The sequence below is a fragment of the Chryseobacterium aurantiacum genome (genome assembly GCF_003020585.1).
Taxonomy (GTDB): domain Bacteria; phylum Bacteroidota; class Bacteroidia; order Flavobacteriales; family Weeksellaceae; genus Chryseobacterium; species Chryseobacterium aurantiacum.
In genome coordinates this window covers 89947-109297 of sequence record NZ_PXUE01000002.1, presented here as the reverse complement: position 1 = coordinate 109297, position 19351 = coordinate 89947, and the positions used below count along the sequence as shown (strand labels likewise).

Genomic DNA, 19351 nt, shown 5'->3' with positions numbered 1-19351 from the left:
CCATTGGAAAAAACAATGGAAAGGTATCTACCAGTTATTCAATCCGTTTTCCAATGCTTTTACGTAATTTTCTTCATCAAAGGAGTAAAGATCCGGCGATTTATGCGCGCCACCACGTCTCTGTTCATCAAGTTTCTTTAAAACTCCCAAATTTTTGATTTTCCTATAAAAATTCCCACGGTTGAGCTCTTTCCCCAATATGGCTTCATATAATTTCTGAAGTTCAGAAAGTGTAAATTTTTCCGGTAATAGATTATATCCGATAGGTTTGTATGAGATTTTTTCTCTTAATGTAAGAAGTGCCTTTTCAATAATCTCGCGATGATCCATAGCCAGTTCAATGGTGGGGAGATCTCTTAAATAAACCCACTCACAGGCTTCACTCACATCATCCATAACGGGTTCAATATCCGCAGAATTATACAAGGCATAATAACCAATGGAAATAAAACGCTGCTTCTGAAACAGGGTTTCATCAAAATCCTCAAAATAAAATTCACTCCTGTTTTTTCTTCCAAAAACGGCAAATTCTTCAAGAAAGACATTGGTAACACCGGCCCTGGATTTTAAAACCCTCATTACGCCTTCGTCCAAGTCTTCATCTTTTCTTATAAAACCACCGGGAAGAAGCCATTGTTTTCGGTAATTCATCCTTACCAGCAAAACTTTCAGCTCATTTTGATCAAAACCGAAAATAACGGGATCGGCCGAAATATGAGGAAGAAAAATTTCTTTTGCTTCAGCAGACTTTTGTAAAATCTGTTCCTTGGAATTCATATAATCCATAAAAATACATGTGTTGTTACAAATGTAAAGATAAAATTGGATAATGCTTATAAAAACTCTTTATTAAAGCCATTTTTAAGAAAAATCATCTATTATATTCAAAGGTTAAATCAATCATGATATTATATGTTTTTTATTAAAATGCCTACCTTTGAATCCATTAAAAATATATATCCAAAATACTCAATTATAGGATATATTTCTATTCAATAAAAATTTTAACATGCAGGTAAGCTCTACCAACACCATTTCCCGGACTGTAGTCTGGTTAATGGCCATTATTTCAGGACTTGTTGTTGCCAACAATTATTATAACCAGCCTTTATTGGCACTTATCTCGGAAGATTTTCATGTTTCTGAAGCTGCCGTAAGTAAAATTTCAGTTCTTACCCAAATAGGATATGCTTTGGGGTTGCTTTTAATTGTACCGCTTGGAGATAAATTTTTCCGAAAAAAACTAATCCTGATTGATCTGTTCCTGGTTTTTGGCTCCTTGCTATGGATGACTTTTGCCACTCAGCTTTGGATGTTGTATGCTGCCAGTTTATTGATTGGAGCTACTTCTGTAATTCCTCAACTCTTTGTACCTATTGCTGCCGAACTATCGGCTGATAAAGAAAAATCGGCCAATATAGGACTGGTTATGTCCGGACTTTTATTGGGTATTCTGCTTTCACGTTTTATAGGCGGAATTGTGGGGGAAGTCTGGGGTTGGAGAGCAATGTTTGGTATTGCGGCAGGATTAATGATTTTGGTATGGTTGGCCGTTTACACGATGCTTCCTGAACTTTCTCCGAATTTTAAAGGTACTTATAAAGAATTAATGCGTTCTGTAGCTCATCTTGCAAAAACACAGCCTATTCTTCAGCTTGCTTCATTCCGTGGGGCAATGGCTTTTGGATCTATGTGTGCCTTGTTTACAACTTTGGTTTTTCATATGGAAAAGCCGCCTTTTAATGCTGGCTCATCTGTAGTAGGCAGCTTCGGTCTTGCAGGAGCAGTAGGAGCTTTGGCTGCTGCGAAGGTTGGAAATCTGCAAAAGTATTTGGACATCAATCGTATTATATTGTATTCTTTACTGATTTTGATAGGAAGCTGGGGGTTCACTTATTTTGCAGGAGAAACGTATTGGGGATTAATAATAGGCGTAATCCTTGTTGATCTTGGGGTACAATCAAGCCATATCATGAATCAGACCAATTATTTTATGATCAAATCCAATGCTGTCAACAGGCTAAACACGGTTTATATGGTGTCTTATTTTATTGGGGGTTCACTGGGAACCTGGCTGGCTTCTTTGGCCTGGCAGAAAGCACAATGGACAGGAGTATGCATTGTAGGAACCGCATTCGGAGTGTTAGCACTCATCGCCCATATTCTGTTTTGCAATAAAGTAAATAAGGCCTGATTGAAAAGAAATTATGCTCTAATTTTGACAGAGGAATATACCCATTTTATCTTCTTAATACACTTTATAAATGAATAATCATCGCTGAAAATTTTTAATTTTCCTTTGTCTTAAACCTGTATACCCTAAAAAGCAAAATTACTCTTCAGAAATTTCCTGTTCCTGAATAAGTTTTCTGTGTTTTCCTCCCCAATTACTCAATACATTCCAAATCGGGATTAATTCTCTTGCAATATCTGTAAGTTCATAATCTACACGCGGTGGAACTTCTGCATGTACAGTCCTTTTAACCAAGCCTTCTTTCTCCAGTTCCCTCAATTGAAGAGTCAACATTCTTTCCGTTATTCCTAAAATAGCTTTTCTAAGCTCACTGAAACGCAGTTTTCCGTCTTTAAGCTTATCTAAAATCAAGAGCTTCCATCTCCCTCCAATTTTACATACGGCATAGGTAAGATCACATTCATGGATGTATTGCCTGTTGATGTTATTCGTTGAGTTTTCTTTTATTTTCCCCATTACTTACAAATTTGTTAGTACCATACAATTCGATGTATACAATGCAAATGTAAGGTTTGAAATTTAATTTTGTACCCAGAAGCAGAAAATATGCAGCAGTAAAAGAACAATAGCGCTAATGTTCACTGCTAAAAACAATATTAACTTAAATAAAAAATGAAAATGCAGTTAACACCTAAAATCAATCAAATTTTAAATCATTTAGAAAAAATACAGTCATTTAATGCTCAGAATTCAATGGATGACACTCGTAAATATCTTGAAACCATGTCTTTTCAGTTAAGCGGAAAGAGAGAGCCGGTGGCCATGATCGAGGAGCTGGATATTCCACAGGAAAACCATCAGATTCCAATTCGTATTTACCGTCCAAAAGGAAAAACCAATCAGGAAGAAGCTGCTATCATCTATATTCATGGAGGATGGTTTATAGCGGGAGGGTTTGAAACACATGATGCTGTGGTTCGTAAATTAGCCAACAAAACAAAGTCAACCGTTATTTTTGTTGATTATCGTCTGGCTCCTGAACATCCCTTTCCCGCAGGTCTAAATGACTGCACGAATGCCGTAAAATGGATTATCGACCATTCTGAATCATTAGGAATTGACAAAAATAGAATAGGAATTATTGGTGATAGCGCAGGCGGAGCACTTTCTACTGCTGTTTCTACACAAATAGGAGAGCTGCTGAAATTTCAGGTATTAATTTATCCTGCTGCAGATAATCAGTTCAATACATCATCTTGGGAAACCTACGAAAATGGACCTGTACTCAATAAGCAAGGTGGTATTGAAGCCTGGAAACATTATCTCCCCGAACAGGAATTAAATAATCCTTTGGCTATTCCGATTTTAATTAATGATTTTAAAAATACTCCCCGAACACTCGTTCTACTTGCAGAACATGATCCATTAATAGATGATGGGAAAAGACTTTCCGAAAATATGAAAAATGCTAAAGTTTCTGTTACAACAAGCTTTTACAAGGATATGGTACACGGATTTATGCATATGGGAGAAATATTGGATGAAGTGCAGATAGCAATAGATGAAATGGCTGATTTTGCCAATCAGAATTTTGAAACGGTCAAAGAAAAGTAGTCATGAAAAAATATGCATATATCGGATGTCTCGGCTTCGTTGCTGTTATTACAACGGAATTCGGGATTATCGGGATCCTTTCGCAGGTTGCAGAACATTATAAAATAAGCATCGACAAGGCAGGTTATCTTCTCAGTGGATTTGCCTTGGTCATTGCCCTTACAGGCCCTTTTATGACATTACTTACCTCAGGAATTAACCGTAAAAATATAATGCTTGCCGCTATTTTTATGTTCCTGATCACCGGAATTGTATCCTCCTTTTCACCTCCGTTCTGGCTATTGATGTTGGTAAGAATACTTCCGGCATTTCTACAACCTGTATACATTGCCACTGCATTATCTGTTGCAATATCTAAGGCAGATGAAAGCAAGAAGAATGAACTGATGAGTATTGTCTTTAACGGGGTAGCCATCGCAATGGTAACAACGGTTCCTTTTGCAACCTGGATTTCTGGGCTCTGGTCCTGGGAATATTCATTTATAATCCAGACCATAGTAAGCTTGATTGCTTTAATTGCTATTTATTTTTTCCTGCCATCAATGCCGGTTAAAGAAAAGAAATCCTATGGCAGCCAGGTTAGGATCTTAACACAATCACCTTTTATCCTCAGTACTTTAGCCAATTTTTTCATGGTGACTGCCTGGTTCTGTACTTATAGTTACTTTGCAGAATATCTTGGAAAAGGGAAAGGAATGAATACTTCCATGGTAAGCTACATGCTTCTTTTGTTTGGAATAATAGGGATCATGGCCAATTGGATGGCCGGTAAAATGCTTAATAAAAATATAGCCGGAACAATGGCGTTTTTTCTATCCGGAACTATTCTTATTCCTGTATTCCTGTATATTTCAGATGGAAGCTCATGGGCTACCATTCTGGTCATAGCGATCTGGGGATTTCTATATTCACCCAGCTTTTTAAATGCATCTTCCTATATGATTTCATCAGCTCCCAATGCACTGGAATTTGCCAACAGTCTGGCCACTTCATTTGGAAATCTTGGTGTAACCTTAGGAACAACCGTGGGAGGCTGGATTATCGTCACTAAAGGGGTTGAATATACCCCTTGGATAGGCTCTGTTTTCGGGGTTTTAGCTTTTTTGATGATGATCATAAGAAATCTCGTTGAAAAAAAACGAATCAGGGAACTTTCAGGTTGTTAAATCTAAATGTAATATATTTTGTTACATTAAATAAAAATTGTAACTTTGATTTATAATTTCAAAAAAATTGAATCAATGAAAATAGAAATCTGGTCGGATGTAATGTGTCCGTTTTGCTATATTGGAAAAAATAATTTTGAACAGGCATTAGAAAAACTCCCTTTTAAAGATGAAGTGGAAGTAGAGTGGAAGAGTTTTCAGCTGGATCCTACTTTGGATTCCAACAAAACCCAAAATACTATTGAGTATTTCAGAGAGAAAAAAGGAGTTCCAGCATCTCAGGCTACCCAGATGCTAACCCAGGTAACCCAAATGGGAAAAGGTGCCGGAATAGATTTTGACTTTGAAAAGGCTTTAATTACCAATACATTCAGCGCCCACAAACTTCTTCATTTAGCTAAGAAAAATAATAAATCAAATGAAATGGAGGAAGCTTTGTTTATTGCTCATTTTATTGATGGTCAAAATGTAGGTGATACAGAGGTTTTGGTTTCCCTTGCTGAAAAACTGGGAATTGATAAAGATGAGGCAAGACAGGCAGTAACTTCGGATCAACTGGATTATGAAGTAAATCAGGATATTCTGGAAGCAAGAAATAAAGGCGTTTCAGGTGTTCCTTTCTTTGTATTGAATGGAAAATATGCAGTTTCAGGCGCACAACCTGTAGAGGTTTTTGAAAACGCCCTTCAACAGACTTATAAGGAAACAGTAAGTCCTTTTAAAGATCTTTCCGGTAGCAATGGAGCATCCTGTGATGCAGACGGATGCAGTATTTAAGACCTTAAAATTTTACCCTAAAACAAATTCAATTTGTTTTAGGGGTATTTATTCTTTTTCAAAACATTATTGTTACTACTATTCAAAATTTCTGTACATTTAAAATGCAGGACTTATTTATGAATATGAGAATTATAAATTTTCTAAAAGTAACTTCAATTATATCTTATTTATTAATAATTTTATCTGGGCAAATAATGGGAATACCATTTATTTGTTAGTTAAGCTTTATATTTATTTTATAAAAAGCAGATAAAACTCTCGTATCTTTGTCATACAGTATAAAATCTATATTCTTCAATGATAAAAATTAATAATGAACTTCATTATCCGGTTGCAGATACGCTTTTTGTTTTTGCACTGGATTCGGAGGCAGGAACGGTATTTAACGGAAAAAATAAATTAGTAACAGGGATAGGGAAAGTAAATGCAGCCATTGAACTGACCAAGGAAATTCAGCTTAGAAAACCGAAGTTAATTGTTAATCTGGGTTCGGCAGGAAGCAAGGGTTTTCATAAAGGAGAAGTGGTATGCTGTACAAAATTCATCCAAAGAGATATGGATGTTCGAGGTCTTGGCTTTAAAATGTATGAAACCCCGTTATCAGGAGTTCCGCCCATATTGGAATATGGCCTTAAAATGGAAACTCTGAAAGAAGGAATCTGCGGAAGTGGAGACAGTTTTGAAATGAATCATTCGGAAACGGATTATAATATTGTAGATATGGAAGCTTATCCTTTGGCTCTTATTGCCCAGCAGGAAAACATTCCCTTTCTGTGTTTAAAATATATTTCGGACGATGCAGGAAGTGATGCAGCCGATGACTGGAGTGTACAGGTACATCTTGCTTCTCAAGCTTTCCATAATATACTATTTTCCTAAAAAAAGACTAAAATATGGCATCAATTATCCTAAACAAAGCTTCTGTTGAAGATACAGATATTGTACAAAAATTGGGAATTCAGACTTTTTCTGAAACTTTCTCAGAAAATAATTCTGAAGAGGCCATGAAAAAGTATCTGGAAAAAAGCTTTAATACAGAGAAGGTTAAAGCGGAACTTAGTAACCCCGATTCCCTTTTTTATATTGCCTGGGAAGAAGACAATCCTGTAGGGTATTTGAAAGTAAATACAGGTAAAGCACAAACAGAATTACAGGATGAAACCAGCCTTGAAATTGAAAGAATCTACGTAAAGAAAAGTCATCATGGTAAAAAAGTAGGCCAGCTTCTTTACAACCAAGCTTTAGAAACGGCTAAAAATTTACATAAAGTTTATTTATGGCTGGGTGTTTGGGAAAAAAATGAAAAAGCCTTAAGTTTTTATACGAAAAACGGATTTGTTGAATTTGACAAGCACACCTTCGTCCTAGGAGATGATAAACAGACAGATCTTATGATGAAAAAAATGATAGATTAAAGGTTTATTTTTTCCGATTTTGAAAGAGTAATCATCTAATAAATCTACTCAATCAGCCCAATCAGCAGGAGATAAATAATACTACTTTTATTTTATCTCCTATAAAATTTTTCTAAGCCGTAGCGTTTCTGAAAAATTAAACCTATATATCAACAACGCCAGGATGCCTTTCAAAAATGAACAATACAGAATTTTTACAACAAGTCAATCAATATTATCCGCTATCGGAGGAGTCGACAAGAGCCTTGTTAAGCATCTGTACTGAAGAGAAATACCGTAAAAATGATCTCCTTCTGGAATCAGGAAGCATGGCAAGATATTACTATTTCATAAAATCCGGATTACTAGGGTATTATACTATTGATAAAGAAGGGAATAGTATTTATAAAATGTTCTTTGAAGAGAAAAGTTTTGTTGCCTCTACGGCTGCTATTATCAAAAATGAACCTAGCGATTTCAATATTATTGCCCTTGAAGATTGTTCAGTCATACAATATCCTGTGAAAGCGTACCGTGAATTACTCGAAAAGCATCATGATCTTGCACTTTTCCAAATTCATTATTTAGAGAAAAACTGGGTCGTCAAAAAAGAGCCATTAGAAGTTTCCTTAAAATTTGAAAATGCAAAGCAGCGCTATCTATTATTGCTTGAAAAGCAATCCTTATATAGACGTTTAAAGCAACATCATATTGCATCTTATCTTGGAATAACACCTACTCAGCTAAGCCGCATCAAGAAAGAAATCAACAGATAGAACAATGGAATATGGAGTAGTCTGTACTCCTTTTCAACAGCTTCTATAAAAGAAAATAAATTAACAAAAGCTTCAACATATGTTGAGGCTTTCTTTCTTTTTCCATTGCATCTTTGTCCTGTCATAAGATTGAATGTACTTATTAAAATAGGACGTAAATAATGATGATTTTTTAAGACAAAAATCTTAACTTAAAATAAAACATCTTACATTTATACTTACTGTACTTTCAGATTATGCTCATTATTAATTAAATATTTTAAAGCATGAAAAAGTTAATCAACATTGTTTTTGTACTGACCACTTTTGCACAGTTATCAGCACAAAAAATCATTCATCAGGAAGTTTTCAGTCCTAAAATGAATAAAAAGATCAAAACCATTATTATTACCCCAAATCTTCAGCCTAATACAACATATCCGTCAGTGTATATTCTTCATGGTTTCAGCGGAAATCCGGACAGAACCATCAAGCAGGATATTCCAGATCTGGTTCAGAAAGCAGAGGAATACAAAACCATTTATGTATTGCCGGATGGAAACTACAGTTCGTGGTATGTAGATAGTCCGATTCTCAAAGATTCACAATACCAAACCTTTATTGGAAAGGAACTGGTTGATTTTATAGATAAAAATTATCCGGTGAAGGCCGATAAAAAGTTCCGTGGCATCCTTGGATGGAGTATGGGAGGCTATGGGGCAACTAATATTGGTGTTACTTATAACAAGACATTTGGTATTGTGGGGAGTTCTTGCGGGGCTCTGGATTTTAGCTCTTTTGGGGAAGGTTATAATAAATATATGGTCAATATAGTTCTAGGTCCTGTAGAGTTCATTAATCCCAACTTTCTTACAGATAATAAATTGAAACTAATGGCAGGAGCCGGACAACATTATATTTTTGACTGTGGTACAGAAGATACACAGATGATTGGGATGAACAGAAATTTTCACAAGAAGCTTACCGAGCTTAAGATTCAGCATCTTTACACAGAATCCTTAGGTATTCATGATGATAAATACTGGAGCAGGTCACTGTCTGAGCAACTTACCCTTTTTGATAAGTTTTTTAAATGATGAAATACAATTCAAAATATTAAGTCTGTTTAAACTTAACCGCAAAAGTCACAAAAGGTTTTATTTTTTTAACACTTTAGTAAACTTTAGAAAGTGTAAGGAAATACTGCACAATTAAGTTCACATAAGATGAAAATCTTTGATTTTCAACAAAACTTGAGTGTCCTTCCTTGTACACAAAGTAGATCACTTAAATAGCTTAAGTGTTTAAAAAGCTTTTGTATATCCTTTGTGGTTTAATAAAAAAGTTTAAACAGCTTTATTTTATTGCCAGTTGAATAATAAAAAATCCTTTTTAAGATTATACTTAAAAAGGATTTATCATTTTGTGATTGACTTAAAGACTATCTTCTAAAGATGCTGAAAGTTTTTCCCCAAATGCTCTTCAATTACAAAAAACGGATCTTCTGTAAGCGTGTGGGCTCTCATATCAATAAGACTTACCTTACTCATCATTCGCAGCATAATTCTTCTCTCACAAGGATGTTCTATGCCATCAATATTTCTTACTCCTGCACGGAAAGCTGATCTTCCATGAGCACATAGATGATTATTGACAAGAATAACATCTCCGGCCTGAGGTGTAAAACCTGAATAAATCAAATGCCTTGCTTCTTCCCAGAATTCTGTTAAATACTGATGAGCTTCTTCTGTTTGTTTTATGCTTGAATTGAAAAGCTGTTCTGCAGCATCAAATCTCATAAACGGAAGTTTGTAATTTCCATAAAGTACAGAATCCAGTGTATCTACTTCATTTTGTTCCGTTTCAAGATTGGCATCCTTAGGGATCTTGTAAATACGATCAAAAAGAGGTCTGTAATTTTCTCCAATGGATTCATGAGAACGGATAGAATAAAGAGTGGACGGAACCTGCTCTTCATTTCGAACATACATAAAGCTCAGAAAATCTGCCTGATGTTTCAGAAAGGCATCTTCTGTGTGTACATACAGATCGGTTGAAGATCCTGATCCGGTTTGTGTTTCCCTCATTTTTTCATCAGGAATAATGGCATGAATTAATCCACCTCCCTGACGTTGAGAATAATACTGCACCGGCTTGGAAGGCAAAGCCCCATGAATAAGTGCACAAGCAAATCCGTAAAGGTCAAATTTCGAATAATCTGCAGACTGCCAATTGGGTGGAGTAGTTCCTATATTTTCCTGATCTATTTCCATCAATCCCTTAAAGATCAACGCTCCATATTGATTTTTGGAAAAATCACTCGCAAAATCAGCTGCTATATTTAATATTCTTTCGGGTAGAAAATAAGACGCCAACTGGTGGACGTGTCTAATAAAATCCCGGTTTTCATAGTTACCATATTTTTTCTGAAGATGTATTGCTGCATCTTTTATCATTCTTTGTTCCTGAGATGTGATCTCAATGACGGTAGGAAGCAGTTTTACCTGCGTTAACGTCTCGTTATCTAAAATTTTTATAGAATTCATTAAAAAAAATTTGGTGTTAAGTAATAATTTTTATCTTTGTTTTTAATTATTCTAAATAACAATAGCGAGTTCAAATTTAGTAATAATTACTCAACCACCAAATAAAATATATAAAAAATGTAAAATTTAAAAACTTGACAATCAATTACATATATACATATGTGAAAAAACCAAAACAATTCACGATTTAAAAAAATCACCATACAAATAATTTATGAACAACAATTTAATATCCCTAGGAGAGCTTTCAAGTGTAGCCTCACCCCACAATTCGGGGAATTTTGGGAATATTTTTCACCCTGACAATTATGACCATTATCGTCATGCTGTCAACAGTACTTTAGACCTTGTACAGGAGTTTCTTGATAGAAACAAAAAGCCGTTCAGCGGCATAGAGGCTAAGGAAATGAAAAGAATGGTAGAGCAGATTGACCTTAATCAAAAACTTTCCAACTATAATGAACTTCTTTCTGAAGTAGATGATATTTATGTAAAACATGCAACTGCTTTTCACCTTCCCGAGTACGTTGCCCATCTCAATTGTCCCATTGTGATTCCCGCTTTAGCTGGAGAAGTTCTGGTAAGTGCTATCAATTCTTCTCAGGACACTTATGATCAAAGTGCAGGAGGGACCTTTATGGAAAGAAAACTAATTGACTGGACTGCCGGTGAAATTGGGTATAATACGAATGAAAGTGACGGTGTTTTCACAGCAGGAGGCTCACAAAGCAACTTAATGGGACTGGTTATGATGCGTGACTGCTTCTCCCAGAAAAGATATAATCATAATATTAAAATAGATGGCCTGCCACGGGAAGCAGATCGTTTCAGGATCTTTGTTTCGGACAAATCTCACTTCAGCAATCTGAAAAATGCTTCAATAATGGGGCTTGGAGAGAAATCGATCATTAAGGTTCCCACTGATGATGAATTCCGTATGGATATCTCTCTACTGAAGAAGTATATTAAAAGAGAAGAACAGATGGGAAATATCCCTATCGGTATTGTAGCCACAGCCGGAACTACCGACTTTGGAAATGTAGATCCACTGGAGGACATCGCAAATATAGCAGAACATTATAATATCTGGATGCATGTGGATGCAGCATATGGATGTGCTTTGCTGTTAAGCGAGAAGTATCGCCATCTATTGAATGGAATTGAAAGAGCAGATTCAGTAACTATTGATTATCACAAATCATTCTTTCAGCCTATAAGCAGCAGTGCTTTTATTGTTAAAAATAAAAAAGAACTGTTAATCCTTAAACACCATGCTGACTATCTGAATCCGAAAGAAATGGATGAGGAGGAAATTCCGGCCCAGATTAACAAATCCATTACTCAGAGTACCAGACGATTTGATGCTCTTAAGTTATGGTTTACTTTAAGAATGATGGGTAAGGAACAACTTGCAGAATATACAGATACCGTTATAGATCTTACAAAGGATGCAGCGTCTATGATTACTGAAGACCCTGATTTTGAACTTCTTTCAGAAACAGATTTAAGTGTTCTAGTGTTCCGATATATAAGACCAGAGATTAATGATCCGGATGCACTGAACCAATATATTAAAATGAAGCTTTTCTACAGCGGAGAAATATTGGTGGCAAGTACCAAGGTAAATGGAAATTTCTATCTGAAGTTCACATTCCTGAATCCTATAACTACTACAGAAGATATTCATAAAATCCTCACTAAAATCAAAATGCATGGAAAAGACTTTGGTACAGAAAAGTAGAACCGGAGAACAAGCCCGGGAAATTACCTACAGGATTCTTCTCAACGGAATGCTGAGGGAGCTTGGAAACGGAAAATTTTATCAGGGAGTTCCAAAGTATGATCTTCTTACTGCACAAGCCCTTAAAAAAAGTAACTATACCTTGCACCTTAGGTTTGAAATGAAGAAAAGCGGAATGTTTTTATTCGCTCCTGTTTCTTACCGTTCTGAAAGTGCATTTCACGAATATGGTTTTCCTGTCTGGGCTGTAGATCATAACAACAATAAGACTTTTGAGGTTAACATTCAAAAACTTATTGAACTGATTTATAAAGAGTTTTCGGATCGATATACAGAAACAGGATTAGAACATTTTGAAAAAAGAATTCAAAGCAGCTTAAGAAATCTTGAATTAACGACTGAAGCCTGTTTACAACAACAAAATCTTTTAAGTTATTCATTTTTAGAGTCCGAACAGATGCTTCCCGCAGGACACAATCTGCATCCTTTCACCAAGTCCAGAATGGGATTTTCTGAGGAAGAGCAAATCCTGTACGGACCGGAATTTAAAAATGGATTTCAGTTGGAGTATTTCCTTATTCATAAGGATTGTATTACCGAAAAATCACTGCCGGGGATCTCTGCAAAAGAAATATTCGGGAAACTGGCTTCAATACCGGAAAATTACGATTCTAACACCGCAAATGATTATTATGTAGTTCCCTGCCACCCATGGGAAGCCCAATATCTACAAAAAACAAAGGAATATGCAGATCTGCTAGGGTCAGGAAAAGTAATCCATCTTGGACCCTCCGGAGAAGAGTTTTTTGCAACATCATCCATCAGAACCCTTTATAGTCCGAACTTCAATTGGATGTTAAAATTTTCACTGCATGTTCTGATGACCGGATCTGTAAGGACCAACAGCCTGAAGGATCTCAAAAGAGGATACGCTTCCTCCATATGGTGGGAACAGGAAAAAACATCTTTTGAAAATACGTTTCCAAATTTAAAACTACTGTTAGAGCCTTCTTCTTTAAGTGTTGACTATAATGGAGAAAATATCGACAGTTTCAATATCCTGATCCGTGAAAATCCTTTTTCTTCCAAAGATAAAGTTCTTCTACTGGCAAGACTTTGTCAGGATGAAACTACGGACAGCTCTAATTTTACCAATCATTTTTTTAACGATGTTTCTGCTCATTTAGGAATAAAAACTGAACAAGCCGTCATCAATTGGTTTAGAAAGTATACGCAATTACTCATTTCTCCTCTCAACAGGTTATTTAATCAATTGGGAATGGCCCCTGAAGTTCACCAGCAAAATCTTCTTATACAGTTAGATGATCAGCTTCTTCCGGAAACAATCTATGTAAGAGATGGGCAGGGATATCTTTTACGAGAAAGCTTCAAAGAAAAGTATAAACAATCTATAGAAAATTGCCCTGAAATTGAAACTTTGTTTATAAGAGACGAACGTCTTCTGGATATTGTTTCTCATCATCTTTTGGTAAGTAATTTTAGTGCATTAATTTCGTCCATCGGTAAAACGGGACTTATTGAAGAGCAAAAGCTAATTCATATTCTTTATCAGGAATTTGAGCGTGTGCATCAATCTGAACCTTCAGATTTCACAAATTATGCCTTACATCAAAGGTATTGGGCTGTAAAATCAAATCTTCAGTCGGCAGTTCTGGATGTAGATGGTGGTGTAAACGCCTCTGCCATTGCTTATGCCAAGGTTCCCAATATTCTTCACAAATATTTCTTTTCAGAGCAACTGATCCATCCGAAAGGAAAAGAGGTTTTCTTTAAGCGTTATTTTCCGAAAGAAGATGTAACAACAGGCATGCGCCCAATAGATCTTGAAAATGATCTTGAAATGCTTCATGAGTGGTTCAACAGAGAACATGCTGTGAAAATATGGCAGATGAACTGGCCTATTGATGAACTTGAAACCTATTACAGACTGATGCTTCCAAGTGACGAGGCTCACAGTTATATTGTTGAAAGTAACGACGAACCTACCTGTAATATTGAAGTTTACTGGGCATGCAGAGACATTGTAGGAGATTATTATGAAGTATTGCCTACAGATTATGGAACCCATCAGTTTATAGCACCTATTGACCCTAAAAAGAAATTTGTATCCCCATCTACACAGTCTATGGTTGACTATGTTTTTGCACAGTCACAGGTTGGAAAAATGGTAGGTGAAGGTTCTGTGGATTCTCTTGCTTCTATGATGAATAAAGCTCATGTTGGATTCAAGGTAGAAAAGGTAATTGAAATGCCTCATAAAAAAGCCAATCTTAATTTCTGCTACAGAGAATGGTATTGGGAAAAATTTCCACTGAACAAAGACGTACAAATCACCACAAACATCACAAAAAATGAATAATGAAACCATTTATAATGTAATAGGTATTGGCATAGGTCCCTTTAATCTGGGGCTTGCGGCCTTATCTAATCCTATTCCGGAACTAAAGACTCTTTTTCTTGACCAAAGAGATGGTTTTGACTGGCACCCGGGATTAATGATTGACCATGTAACGCTACAGACTCCATTTTTATGTGACTGTGTTTCCATGGCTGATCCTACCAATCCTTTAAGCCTACTTAATTATTTGAAAGTAACAGGAAGGCTTTATAAGTTTTTCATCAGAGAAAATTTCTTCATTCCCAGAAAAGAATACAACCGCTATTGCCAATGGGTAATTGAACAGCTTCCACAATGTCGTTTTTCAACACAGGTAATAGATATTGAATATGTGGATGGCCTTTATCTGGTTAGCACTATTCATACCAAAACTAAGGAAAAAACAGTTTTAAAGACGGAAAGATTAGTTTTAGGAACAGGAACACAACCTCATATTCCTTCTTTTATTCCTAAAGAAGATTCCCGCATCATTCACACAAGTTCTTATTTGTATAGAAAAGAAGAGCTTCTGTCCAAAGGTCGTAAGATAGCCATTATTGGCTCGGGGCAGAGTGCTGCGGAAGTTTTTTATGATCTTCTCCAAAACAGGGATGAAAATACAGAACTAGGGTGGTATTCCCGTCCGGACAGATTTTTTCCTATGGAATATTCTAAACTGACGCTGGAACTTACTTCTCCTGATTATGTAGAATATTTCTATAACAGAAACAAGGAAGCCAGAAAAACCATTCTAAGCAAGCAGCAGAGCCAGTTTAAAGGAATTAATTATGATCTGATTAATGACATTTATGATTTCATCTACGATCTTAATATTGATAATGTAGATCCGATGCTTAAAATCATTCCGAACAGCCAGCTGAATAGAGTAGACAATAATAATCAGGATACCATTAATCTTGAATTTACTCAATTGGAACAGGAAGTCCCTTATGAACAGGAGGCTGATTATCTGATCCTTGGTACCGGATATCGTTATCATGAGCCTGCATTCCTGAAAAATATTCAATCCAGAATCAAAAGAGATGCTGACGGGTTGTTTGATGTTAATAGAAATTACTCGATAGATCACAACAACGGAGAAATCTATATACTTCATGCAGAAGTCCATACACACAGTTATATTTCTACAGATCTGGGAATGGCTGCCTACCGAAACTCCTATATCATTAATGACATCCTTGGAAGAGAGCATTATAAAATTGAGAGAAAAATAGCCTTCCAGGACTTTGATGTAGAAAAATACGCTGATTTACCCACTGCCAACATTTAATATTAAAAAATGAACACCAACTTAAAAAATAATATCATCAGCCAGGAACACTGGCAGCAGGCCAACAGAAATCTAATGGCCAAAACCATCGCAGAATTAATGCATGAGGAACTCTTGAAACCCGTACCGTCCTTAGAAGATGAAATGGGATATACCATATTCACACTTGAAACAGGTGTTGAAAATGTTATTTACAATTTCCGTGGACAGGAAAGAATGATGGATTATTGGCATATTGATAAAGCCAGCATTTCTAAAACAGAAAACGGTGAAAAAACAGCTTTTGTAGATGTAGCGGCCTTTTTCCTGGAAATGCAGTCTGTATTTGATCTTGATCCTTATACCATTGCAAGATACACAGAAGAATTACTGCATACTTTATATTGTGACGCCCTGATTCTTGCAAAAGGAGTAATGCCCTCAAAGGATCTTGCAGCAGCAGATTATCAAACCGTGGAACATAATATGACCGGACATCCGTGGGTGATTGTAAACAAAAGCAGACTTGGTTTTTCACCTCGTGATCTGAAAACATTTGCTCCTGAAGCTGAGGAAAACCTTAAGGTAATCTGGTTGGCTTCCCATAAGAGCAGATCAGCATTTCAGTCATTGGAACATATCAACAGGGAGGAATTTTACCGTTCCGAAATTGGAGATAGGCTTTATAACGATTTTCAACAAAAATTGACAGAAGAGGGAAAACTTGTTGAAGACTATCATTTTATCCCTGTTCATCCTTGGCAATGGGAGCACAAACTTCAGATTCATTTTGCTGGAGATATTGCCAACGGGCTTTTAATCCAGCTGGGAGAGGGAGAAGATGTTTACAGTCCACAGCAAAGTATTCGTACTTTATTTAATGTAGATCATCCTAAAAAAAGATATCTGAAAACAGCGGTTTCTATTCTAAGTACAGGAAATATCAGAGGACTGTCTCCTAAGCAGATGAAAATTGCCCCATCCATTACAGATTGGGTGAAAGGTTTAATAAAAAATGATACCTATCTGGAAAACAAAGGAACCATTTTTCTGGGTGAAGAAGCTTCAATTGCCTATCTGCATCCGCAGTACGGAGCTATTGCCAGTGTACCTTATCAATACAATGAATTTCTTGGAGCCTTATGGCGTGAAAGTGCAGAAAACTACCTTACAGAAGAAGAACAAATGGTTACTATGGCTTCATTGCTTTATGTAGACAATAACGGAATCCCTTTGGTACAGGCTTTTGCAGAAAAGGCAGGAATGAGCATTAAAGAATGGATAACCGCTTATCTTGATGCCTATCTTACCCCTTTACTTCATATCTATTATACCCATTCATTATGTGTAACTCCGCATGGAGAAAACATTATGGTCGTGTTAAAAAATGGTGTACCACAGAGAATTGTCATCAAGGATTTTGTGGATGATATTGTTCTTACCACAGAAGCAAGAGAAAAACTTCCTGCACACCTTGCAGATGGGTTAATACAGTCTTCTAACAAGGAAAATATCCCATTATTTATTTTACTTGGTGTATTTGATGCATTCTTCAGATATCTGTCCAATGTACTGCATACCTATTCCAACTTTCAGGAAGAAACATTCTGGACCCTTGTTCATGAATGTATAGAAAGCTACAAAGCAGAAAACCAACAGTTGCAGGAACGTTATGAAAAATATGATCTGTATGTTCCAACATTCAAGAGATTTTACATCAACAGCCTGCGCCTGAAAAACAATGGATATAGTGAAAATAAGGCATTTGCCATCCCAAGAAAAGATGGTGCATTGCCTAATCCGCTTTATCAGATAGCCAATAAAAATTCTGTAGCTGTAATATGAGGAAACTCCTGCATATACTAAAAAATGGAACGGCTTTCGCCTACGGAGCCTTAGCCGGAAAAAAAGTAGAGCTTACTTCCGGAAGCATTAACCGTTCCATTTTTAGCTTAGCAATTCCAATGGTGATGGAGCTTGTGATGGAATCTGTCTTTGTAAGTGTCAACCTTTTAATTATTGCCAGATTAGGTGATAAGGTTCTTGGCCTTGTAGGAATTACGGATAACTACATCAATTTTGCTTATGCCATTGCAGTAGGACTTGGTATTGCCGCAGCCACCCTTACGGCGAGAAGAGCCGGTGAAAAGGATAAAGAAGGAATGGGCAGAACCGCTCATTACATTATTCTTTTAGCTCTGTTTTTCGCCCTACTTATTGGCGGGATCTCCTGTTATTTTGCCTCTGAAATTGTAGGATTTCTGGGAATTAATGTTAATACAGTAAACGAAGGACTAGCATTTTCAAGGCTTGTATTTCTGAGTATTGGGCTTGTTATCCTGCGTCTTTCAGTGAATGGGCTTTTCAGGGGGGCCGGAGATGCAGATCTTGCCATGAAATCATTGTGGATCTGTCATATTTCAAATATCATCTTTGCTGTAATCCTTGTTTTTGGACTAGGGTTTATTCCTGCTTTCGGATTGATGGGATTGGCTTATGCAACGGTCTTATCCAGACTTCTGGCAGTCTTGTATCAAGGTTTTATCTTTCTGTCCGGAAAGACAAGCATCAACATCCTGATGCCTTTTCACCTGGATCTGCCATTGCTCAGAAAGATTTTGAAAATCGCTTTTGGAGGACTGGTTCAGTATATCATTCCCACATCAAGCTGGCTGATTATGGTAAAAATTATATCCACATTCGGTACAACAGCCCTTGCCGGATATATTATTGCCCAGCGCATTGCTTCAGTAGCTACTATGCCTGCATGGGGAATAGGAAATGCCGCAGGAGTGCTTACAGGGCAGAATTTAGGAGCCGGCGACGCAGACCGTGCAGAGAAAACAGTATGGAGAGCCGGAACTATTAACATGAGCTACCTGCTTGCCGTAGCATTATTCTGGCAGCTTGCCGCAGAATATGTAGTGAAATTCTTTACTACAGAACCCGAAGTAGCAAGATATGCTGTGCAATATATTCATGTCGTTTCTATGGCCTATCTGTTATTAGGATTTACAATGGTCATCAGCCGTGCGCTGAATGCTGCAGGAAACATCATGCAGGTCACCTTATTGTATATCGTCATGTTCTATGTCATTCAGCTTCCCCTGGCTTATCTCCTGGGAGTAAGATTTCAATGGGAACTGAAAGGAATATTTACAGCTATCGTTTCTTCGGAAATTGTATTAGCTATACTATTCTTAATGATCTTTAAAAATGGTAAATGGAAAACTATAAAAATTTAAAATGAACACTACAGAAGAATTTTATGAAATTATCGCATCTGCAATTGCGGTAAAAAAAGAATTGGTAAACGAAAACCTTACTTATCAGGAAATCCCGGAATGGGATTCTATGTCTCATCTTCTTATTGTAGAAGCTCTTGAGCAGTTTTACCAGATCAAATTTGACTTCAATGATATTCTGGAAATGGGTACCGTTGGAAAAATTCGTGAAAAAATGAAAAAATACGAGGTACTCGTAGAAAACTAAG

17 protein-coding genes are annotated in these 19351 nt (G+C 36.5%); 14 read left to right on the top strand and 3 right to left on the bottom strand.

Annotation, left to right across the window (positions count from 1 at the left end):
• Positions 1 to 27: 27 nt before the first annotated feature.
• Entirely contained in the window at positions 28 to 786 is a 759-nt protein-coding gene (locus C7D53_RS06925) for an NUDIX hydrolase (RefSeq protein WP_317047252.1), read from the bottom strand.
• Between the two features lie 223 nt (positions 787 to 1009).
• On the opposite strand from C7D53_RS06925, the gene C7D53_RS06920 reads away from it, so the two are divergent.
• Positions 1010 to 2194: an MFS transporter gene (locus C7D53_RS06920; RefSeq protein ID WP_106915675.1), complete on the top strand. Its 1185-nt coding sequence runs from the start codon at positions 1010 to 1012 to the stop codon at positions 2192 to 2194.
• Between the two features lie 138 nt (positions 2195 to 2332).
• On the opposite strand, the gene C7D53_RS06915 is transcribed toward C7D53_RS06920, so the two are convergent.
• Positions 2333 to 2710: a winged helix-turn-helix transcriptional regulator gene (locus C7D53_RS06915; RefSeq protein WP_106915674.1), complete on the bottom strand. Its 378-nt coding sequence runs from the start codon at positions 2708 to 2710 to the stop codon at positions 2333 to 2335.
• Positions 2711 to 2866: 156 nt separating this feature from the next.
• Here C7D53_RS06915 and C7D53_RS06910 point away from each other — a divergent pair, with 156 nt between their 5' ends.
• The 7 genes from C7D53_RS06910 (at position 2867) to C7D53_RS06880 (ending at position 9000) form a co-directional block, all read left to right on the top strand.
• The gene (locus tag C7D53_RS06910) at positions 2867 to 3808 is read left to right on the top strand and encodes an alpha/beta hydrolase (RefSeq protein WP_228422232.1); all 942 of its coding nucleotides are present in this window, start codon (positions 2867 to 2869) and stop codon (positions 3806 to 3808) included.
• 2 nt (positions 3809 to 3810) lie between these two features.
• A complete protein-coding gene (locus C7D53_RS06905; protein ID WP_106915673.1) occupies positions 3811 to 4974 on the top strand; it encodes an MFS transporter in 1164 nt (387 codons plus the stop codon).
• Positions 4975 to 5049: 75 nt separating this feature from the next.
• Positions 5050 to 5751, top strand: a complete 702-nt coding sequence (locus C7D53_RS06900; protein ID WP_106916692.1) for a DsbA family oxidoreductase — start codon at positions 5050 to 5052, stop codon at positions 5749 to 5751.
• 300 nt (positions 5752 to 6051) lie between these two features.
• Positions 6052 to 6633 carry a 5'-methylthioadenosine/S-adenosylhomocysteine nucleosidase family protein gene (locus C7D53_RS06895; RefSeq protein WP_106915672.1) on the top strand — a complete coding sequence of 194 codons (582 nt, stop codon included), beginning with the start codon at positions 6052 to 6054 and terminating at the stop codon, positions 6631 to 6633.
• A 14-nt stretch (positions 6634 to 6647) separates the two neighbouring features.
• Positions 6648 to 7169: a GNAT family N-acetyltransferase gene (locus C7D53_RS06890; RefSeq protein ID WP_106915671.1), complete on the top strand. Its 522-nt coding sequence runs from the start codon at positions 6648 to 6650 to the stop codon at positions 7167 to 7169.
• A 176-nt stretch (positions 7170 to 7345) separates the two neighbouring features.
• Positions 7346 to 7924 (top strand): Crp/Fnr family transcriptional regulator, encoded by a 579-nt coding sequence (locus C7D53_RS06885; protein WP_106915670.1) that lies wholly within the window; start codon positions 7346 to 7348, stop codon positions 7922 to 7924.
• A 266-nt stretch (positions 7925 to 8190) separates the two neighbouring features.
• Positions 8191 to 9000, top strand: coding sequence for an alpha/beta hydrolase (locus C7D53_RS06880; RefSeq protein ID WP_106915669.1), 810 nt, complete (start codon positions 8191 to 8193; stop codon positions 8998 to 9000).
• A gap of 351 nt (positions 9001 to 9351) precedes the next feature.
• Here C7D53_RS06880 and C7D53_RS06875 read toward each other — a convergent pair whose 3' ends face one another.
• A complete protein-coding gene (locus C7D53_RS06875; RefSeq protein WP_106915668.1) occupies positions 9352 to 10449 on the bottom strand; it encodes a Fe(II)-2OG oxygenase family protein in 1098 nt (365 codons plus the stop codon).
• A 214-nt stretch (positions 10450 to 10663) separates the two neighbouring features.
• On the opposite strand from C7D53_RS06875, the gene C7D53_RS06870 reads away from it, so the two are divergent.
• The 6 genes from C7D53_RS06870 to C7D53_RS06845 are packed head-to-tail and all read left to right on the top strand — an operon-like array spanning position 10664 to position 19350.
• Complete coding sequence (locus tag C7D53_RS06870) at positions 10664 to 12190, top strand: pyridoxal phosphate-dependent decarboxylase family protein (RefSeq protein ID WP_106915667.1); 1527 nt, start codon at positions 10664 to 10666, stop codon at positions 12188 to 12190.
• Positions 12162 to 14570, top strand: coding sequence for a GNAT family N-acetyltransferase (locus C7D53_RS06865; protein ID WP_106915666.1), 2409 nt, complete (start codon positions 12162 to 12164; stop codon positions 14568 to 14570). The genes C7D53_RS06870 and C7D53_RS06865 overlap by 29 nt, the downstream gene beginning before the upstream one ends.
• On the top strand, positions 14563 to 15879 hold the full coding sequence (locus tag C7D53_RS06860) for a lysine N(6)-hydroxylase/L-ornithine N(5)-oxygenase family protein (RefSeq protein WP_106915665.1): 1317 nt from the start codon (positions 14563 to 14565) through the stop codon (positions 15877 to 15879). The genes C7D53_RS06865 and C7D53_RS06860 overlap by 8 nt, the downstream gene beginning before the upstream one ends.
• 9 nt (positions 15880 to 15888) lie before the next feature.
• Entirely contained in the window at positions 15889 to 17703 is a 1815-nt protein-coding gene (locus C7D53_RS06855) for an IucA/IucC family protein (RefSeq protein ID WP_106915664.1), read from the top strand.
• Positions 17700 to 19103, top strand: coding sequence for an MATE family efflux transporter (locus C7D53_RS06850; RefSeq protein WP_106915663.1), 1404 nt, complete (start codon positions 17700 to 17702; stop codon positions 19101 to 19103). Before C7D53_RS06855 ends, C7D53_RS06850 begins: the two co-directional genes overlap by 4 nt.
• Position 19104: 1 nt before the next feature.
• Positions 19105 to 19350 (top strand): acyl carrier protein, encoded by a 246-nt coding sequence (locus tag C7D53_RS06845; RefSeq protein ID WP_106915662.1) that lies wholly within the window; start codon positions 19105 to 19107, stop codon positions 19348 to 19350.
• Position 19351: the final 1 nt, after the last annotated feature.

What these genes read in the sequence shown, in the direction of transcription:
- C7D53_RS06885 (WP_106915670.1), top strand. Translation starts at nt 7,346, where the DNA reads ATGAACAATACAGAATTTTTACAACAAGTCAATCAATATTATCCGCTA.
- C7D53_RS06915 (WP_106915674.1), bottom strand. Translation starts at nt 2,710, where the DNA reads ATGGGGAAAATAAAAGAAAACTCAACGAATAACATCAACAGGCAATAC.
- C7D53_RS06895 (WP_106915672.1), top strand. Translation starts at nt 6,052, where the DNA reads ATGATAAAAATTAATAATGAACTTCATTATCCGGTTGCAGATACGCTT.
- C7D53_RS06850 (WP_106915663.1), top strand. Translation starts at nt 17,700, where the DNA reads ATGAGGAAACTCCTGCATATACTAAAAAATGGAACGGCTTTCGCCTAC.
- C7D53_RS06900 (WP_106916692.1), top strand. Translation starts at nt 5,050, where the DNA reads ATGAAAATAGAAATCTGGTCGGATGTAATGTGTCCGTTTTGCTATATT.
- C7D53_RS06920 (WP_106915675.1), top strand. Translation starts at nt 1,010, where the DNA reads ATGCAGGTAAGCTCTACCAACACCATTTCCCGGACTGTAGTCTGGTTA.
- C7D53_RS06875 (WP_106915668.1), bottom strand. Translation starts at nt 10,449, where the DNA reads ATGAATTCTATAAAAATTTTAGATAACGAGACGTTAACGCAGGTAAAA.
- C7D53_RS06845 (WP_106915662.1), top strand. Translation starts at nt 19,105, where the DNA reads ATGAACACTACAGAAGAATTTTATGAAATTATCGCATCTGCAATTGCG.
- C7D53_RS06860 (WP_106915665.1), top strand. Translation starts at nt 14,563, where the DNA reads ATGAATAATGAAACCATTTATAATGTAATAGGTATTGGCATAGGTCCC.
- C7D53_RS06910 (WP_228422232.1), top strand. Translation starts at nt 2,867, where the DNA reads ATGAAAATGCAGTTAACACCTAAAATCAATCAAATTTTAAATCATTTA.
- C7D53_RS06870 (WP_106915667.1), top strand. Translation starts at nt 10,664, where the DNA reads ATGAACAACAATTTAATATCCCTAGGAGAGCTTTCAAGTGTAGCCTCA.
- C7D53_RS06855 (WP_106915664.1), top strand. Translation starts at nt 15,889, where the DNA reads ATGAACACCAACTTAAAAAATAATATCATCAGCCAGGAACACTGGCAG.
- C7D53_RS06880 (WP_106915669.1), top strand. Translation starts at nt 8,191, where the DNA reads ATGAAAAAGTTAATCAACATTGTTTTTGTACTGACCACTTTTGCACAG.
- C7D53_RS06925 (WP_317047252.1), bottom strand. Translation starts at nt 786, where the DNA reads ATGGATTATATGAATTCCAAGGAACAGATTTTACAAAAGTCTGCTGAA.
- C7D53_RS06890 (WP_106915671.1), top strand. Translation starts at nt 6,648, where the DNA reads ATGGCATCAATTATCCTAAACAAAGCTTCTGTTGAAGATACAGATATT.
- C7D53_RS06905 (WP_106915673.1), top strand. Translation starts at nt 3,811, where the DNA reads ATGAAAAAATATGCATATATCGGATGTCTCGGCTTCGTTGCTGTTATT.
- C7D53_RS06865 (WP_106915666.1), top strand. Translation starts at nt 12,162, where the DNA reads ATGGAAAAGACTTTGGTACAGAAAAGTAGAACCGGAGAACAAGCCCGG.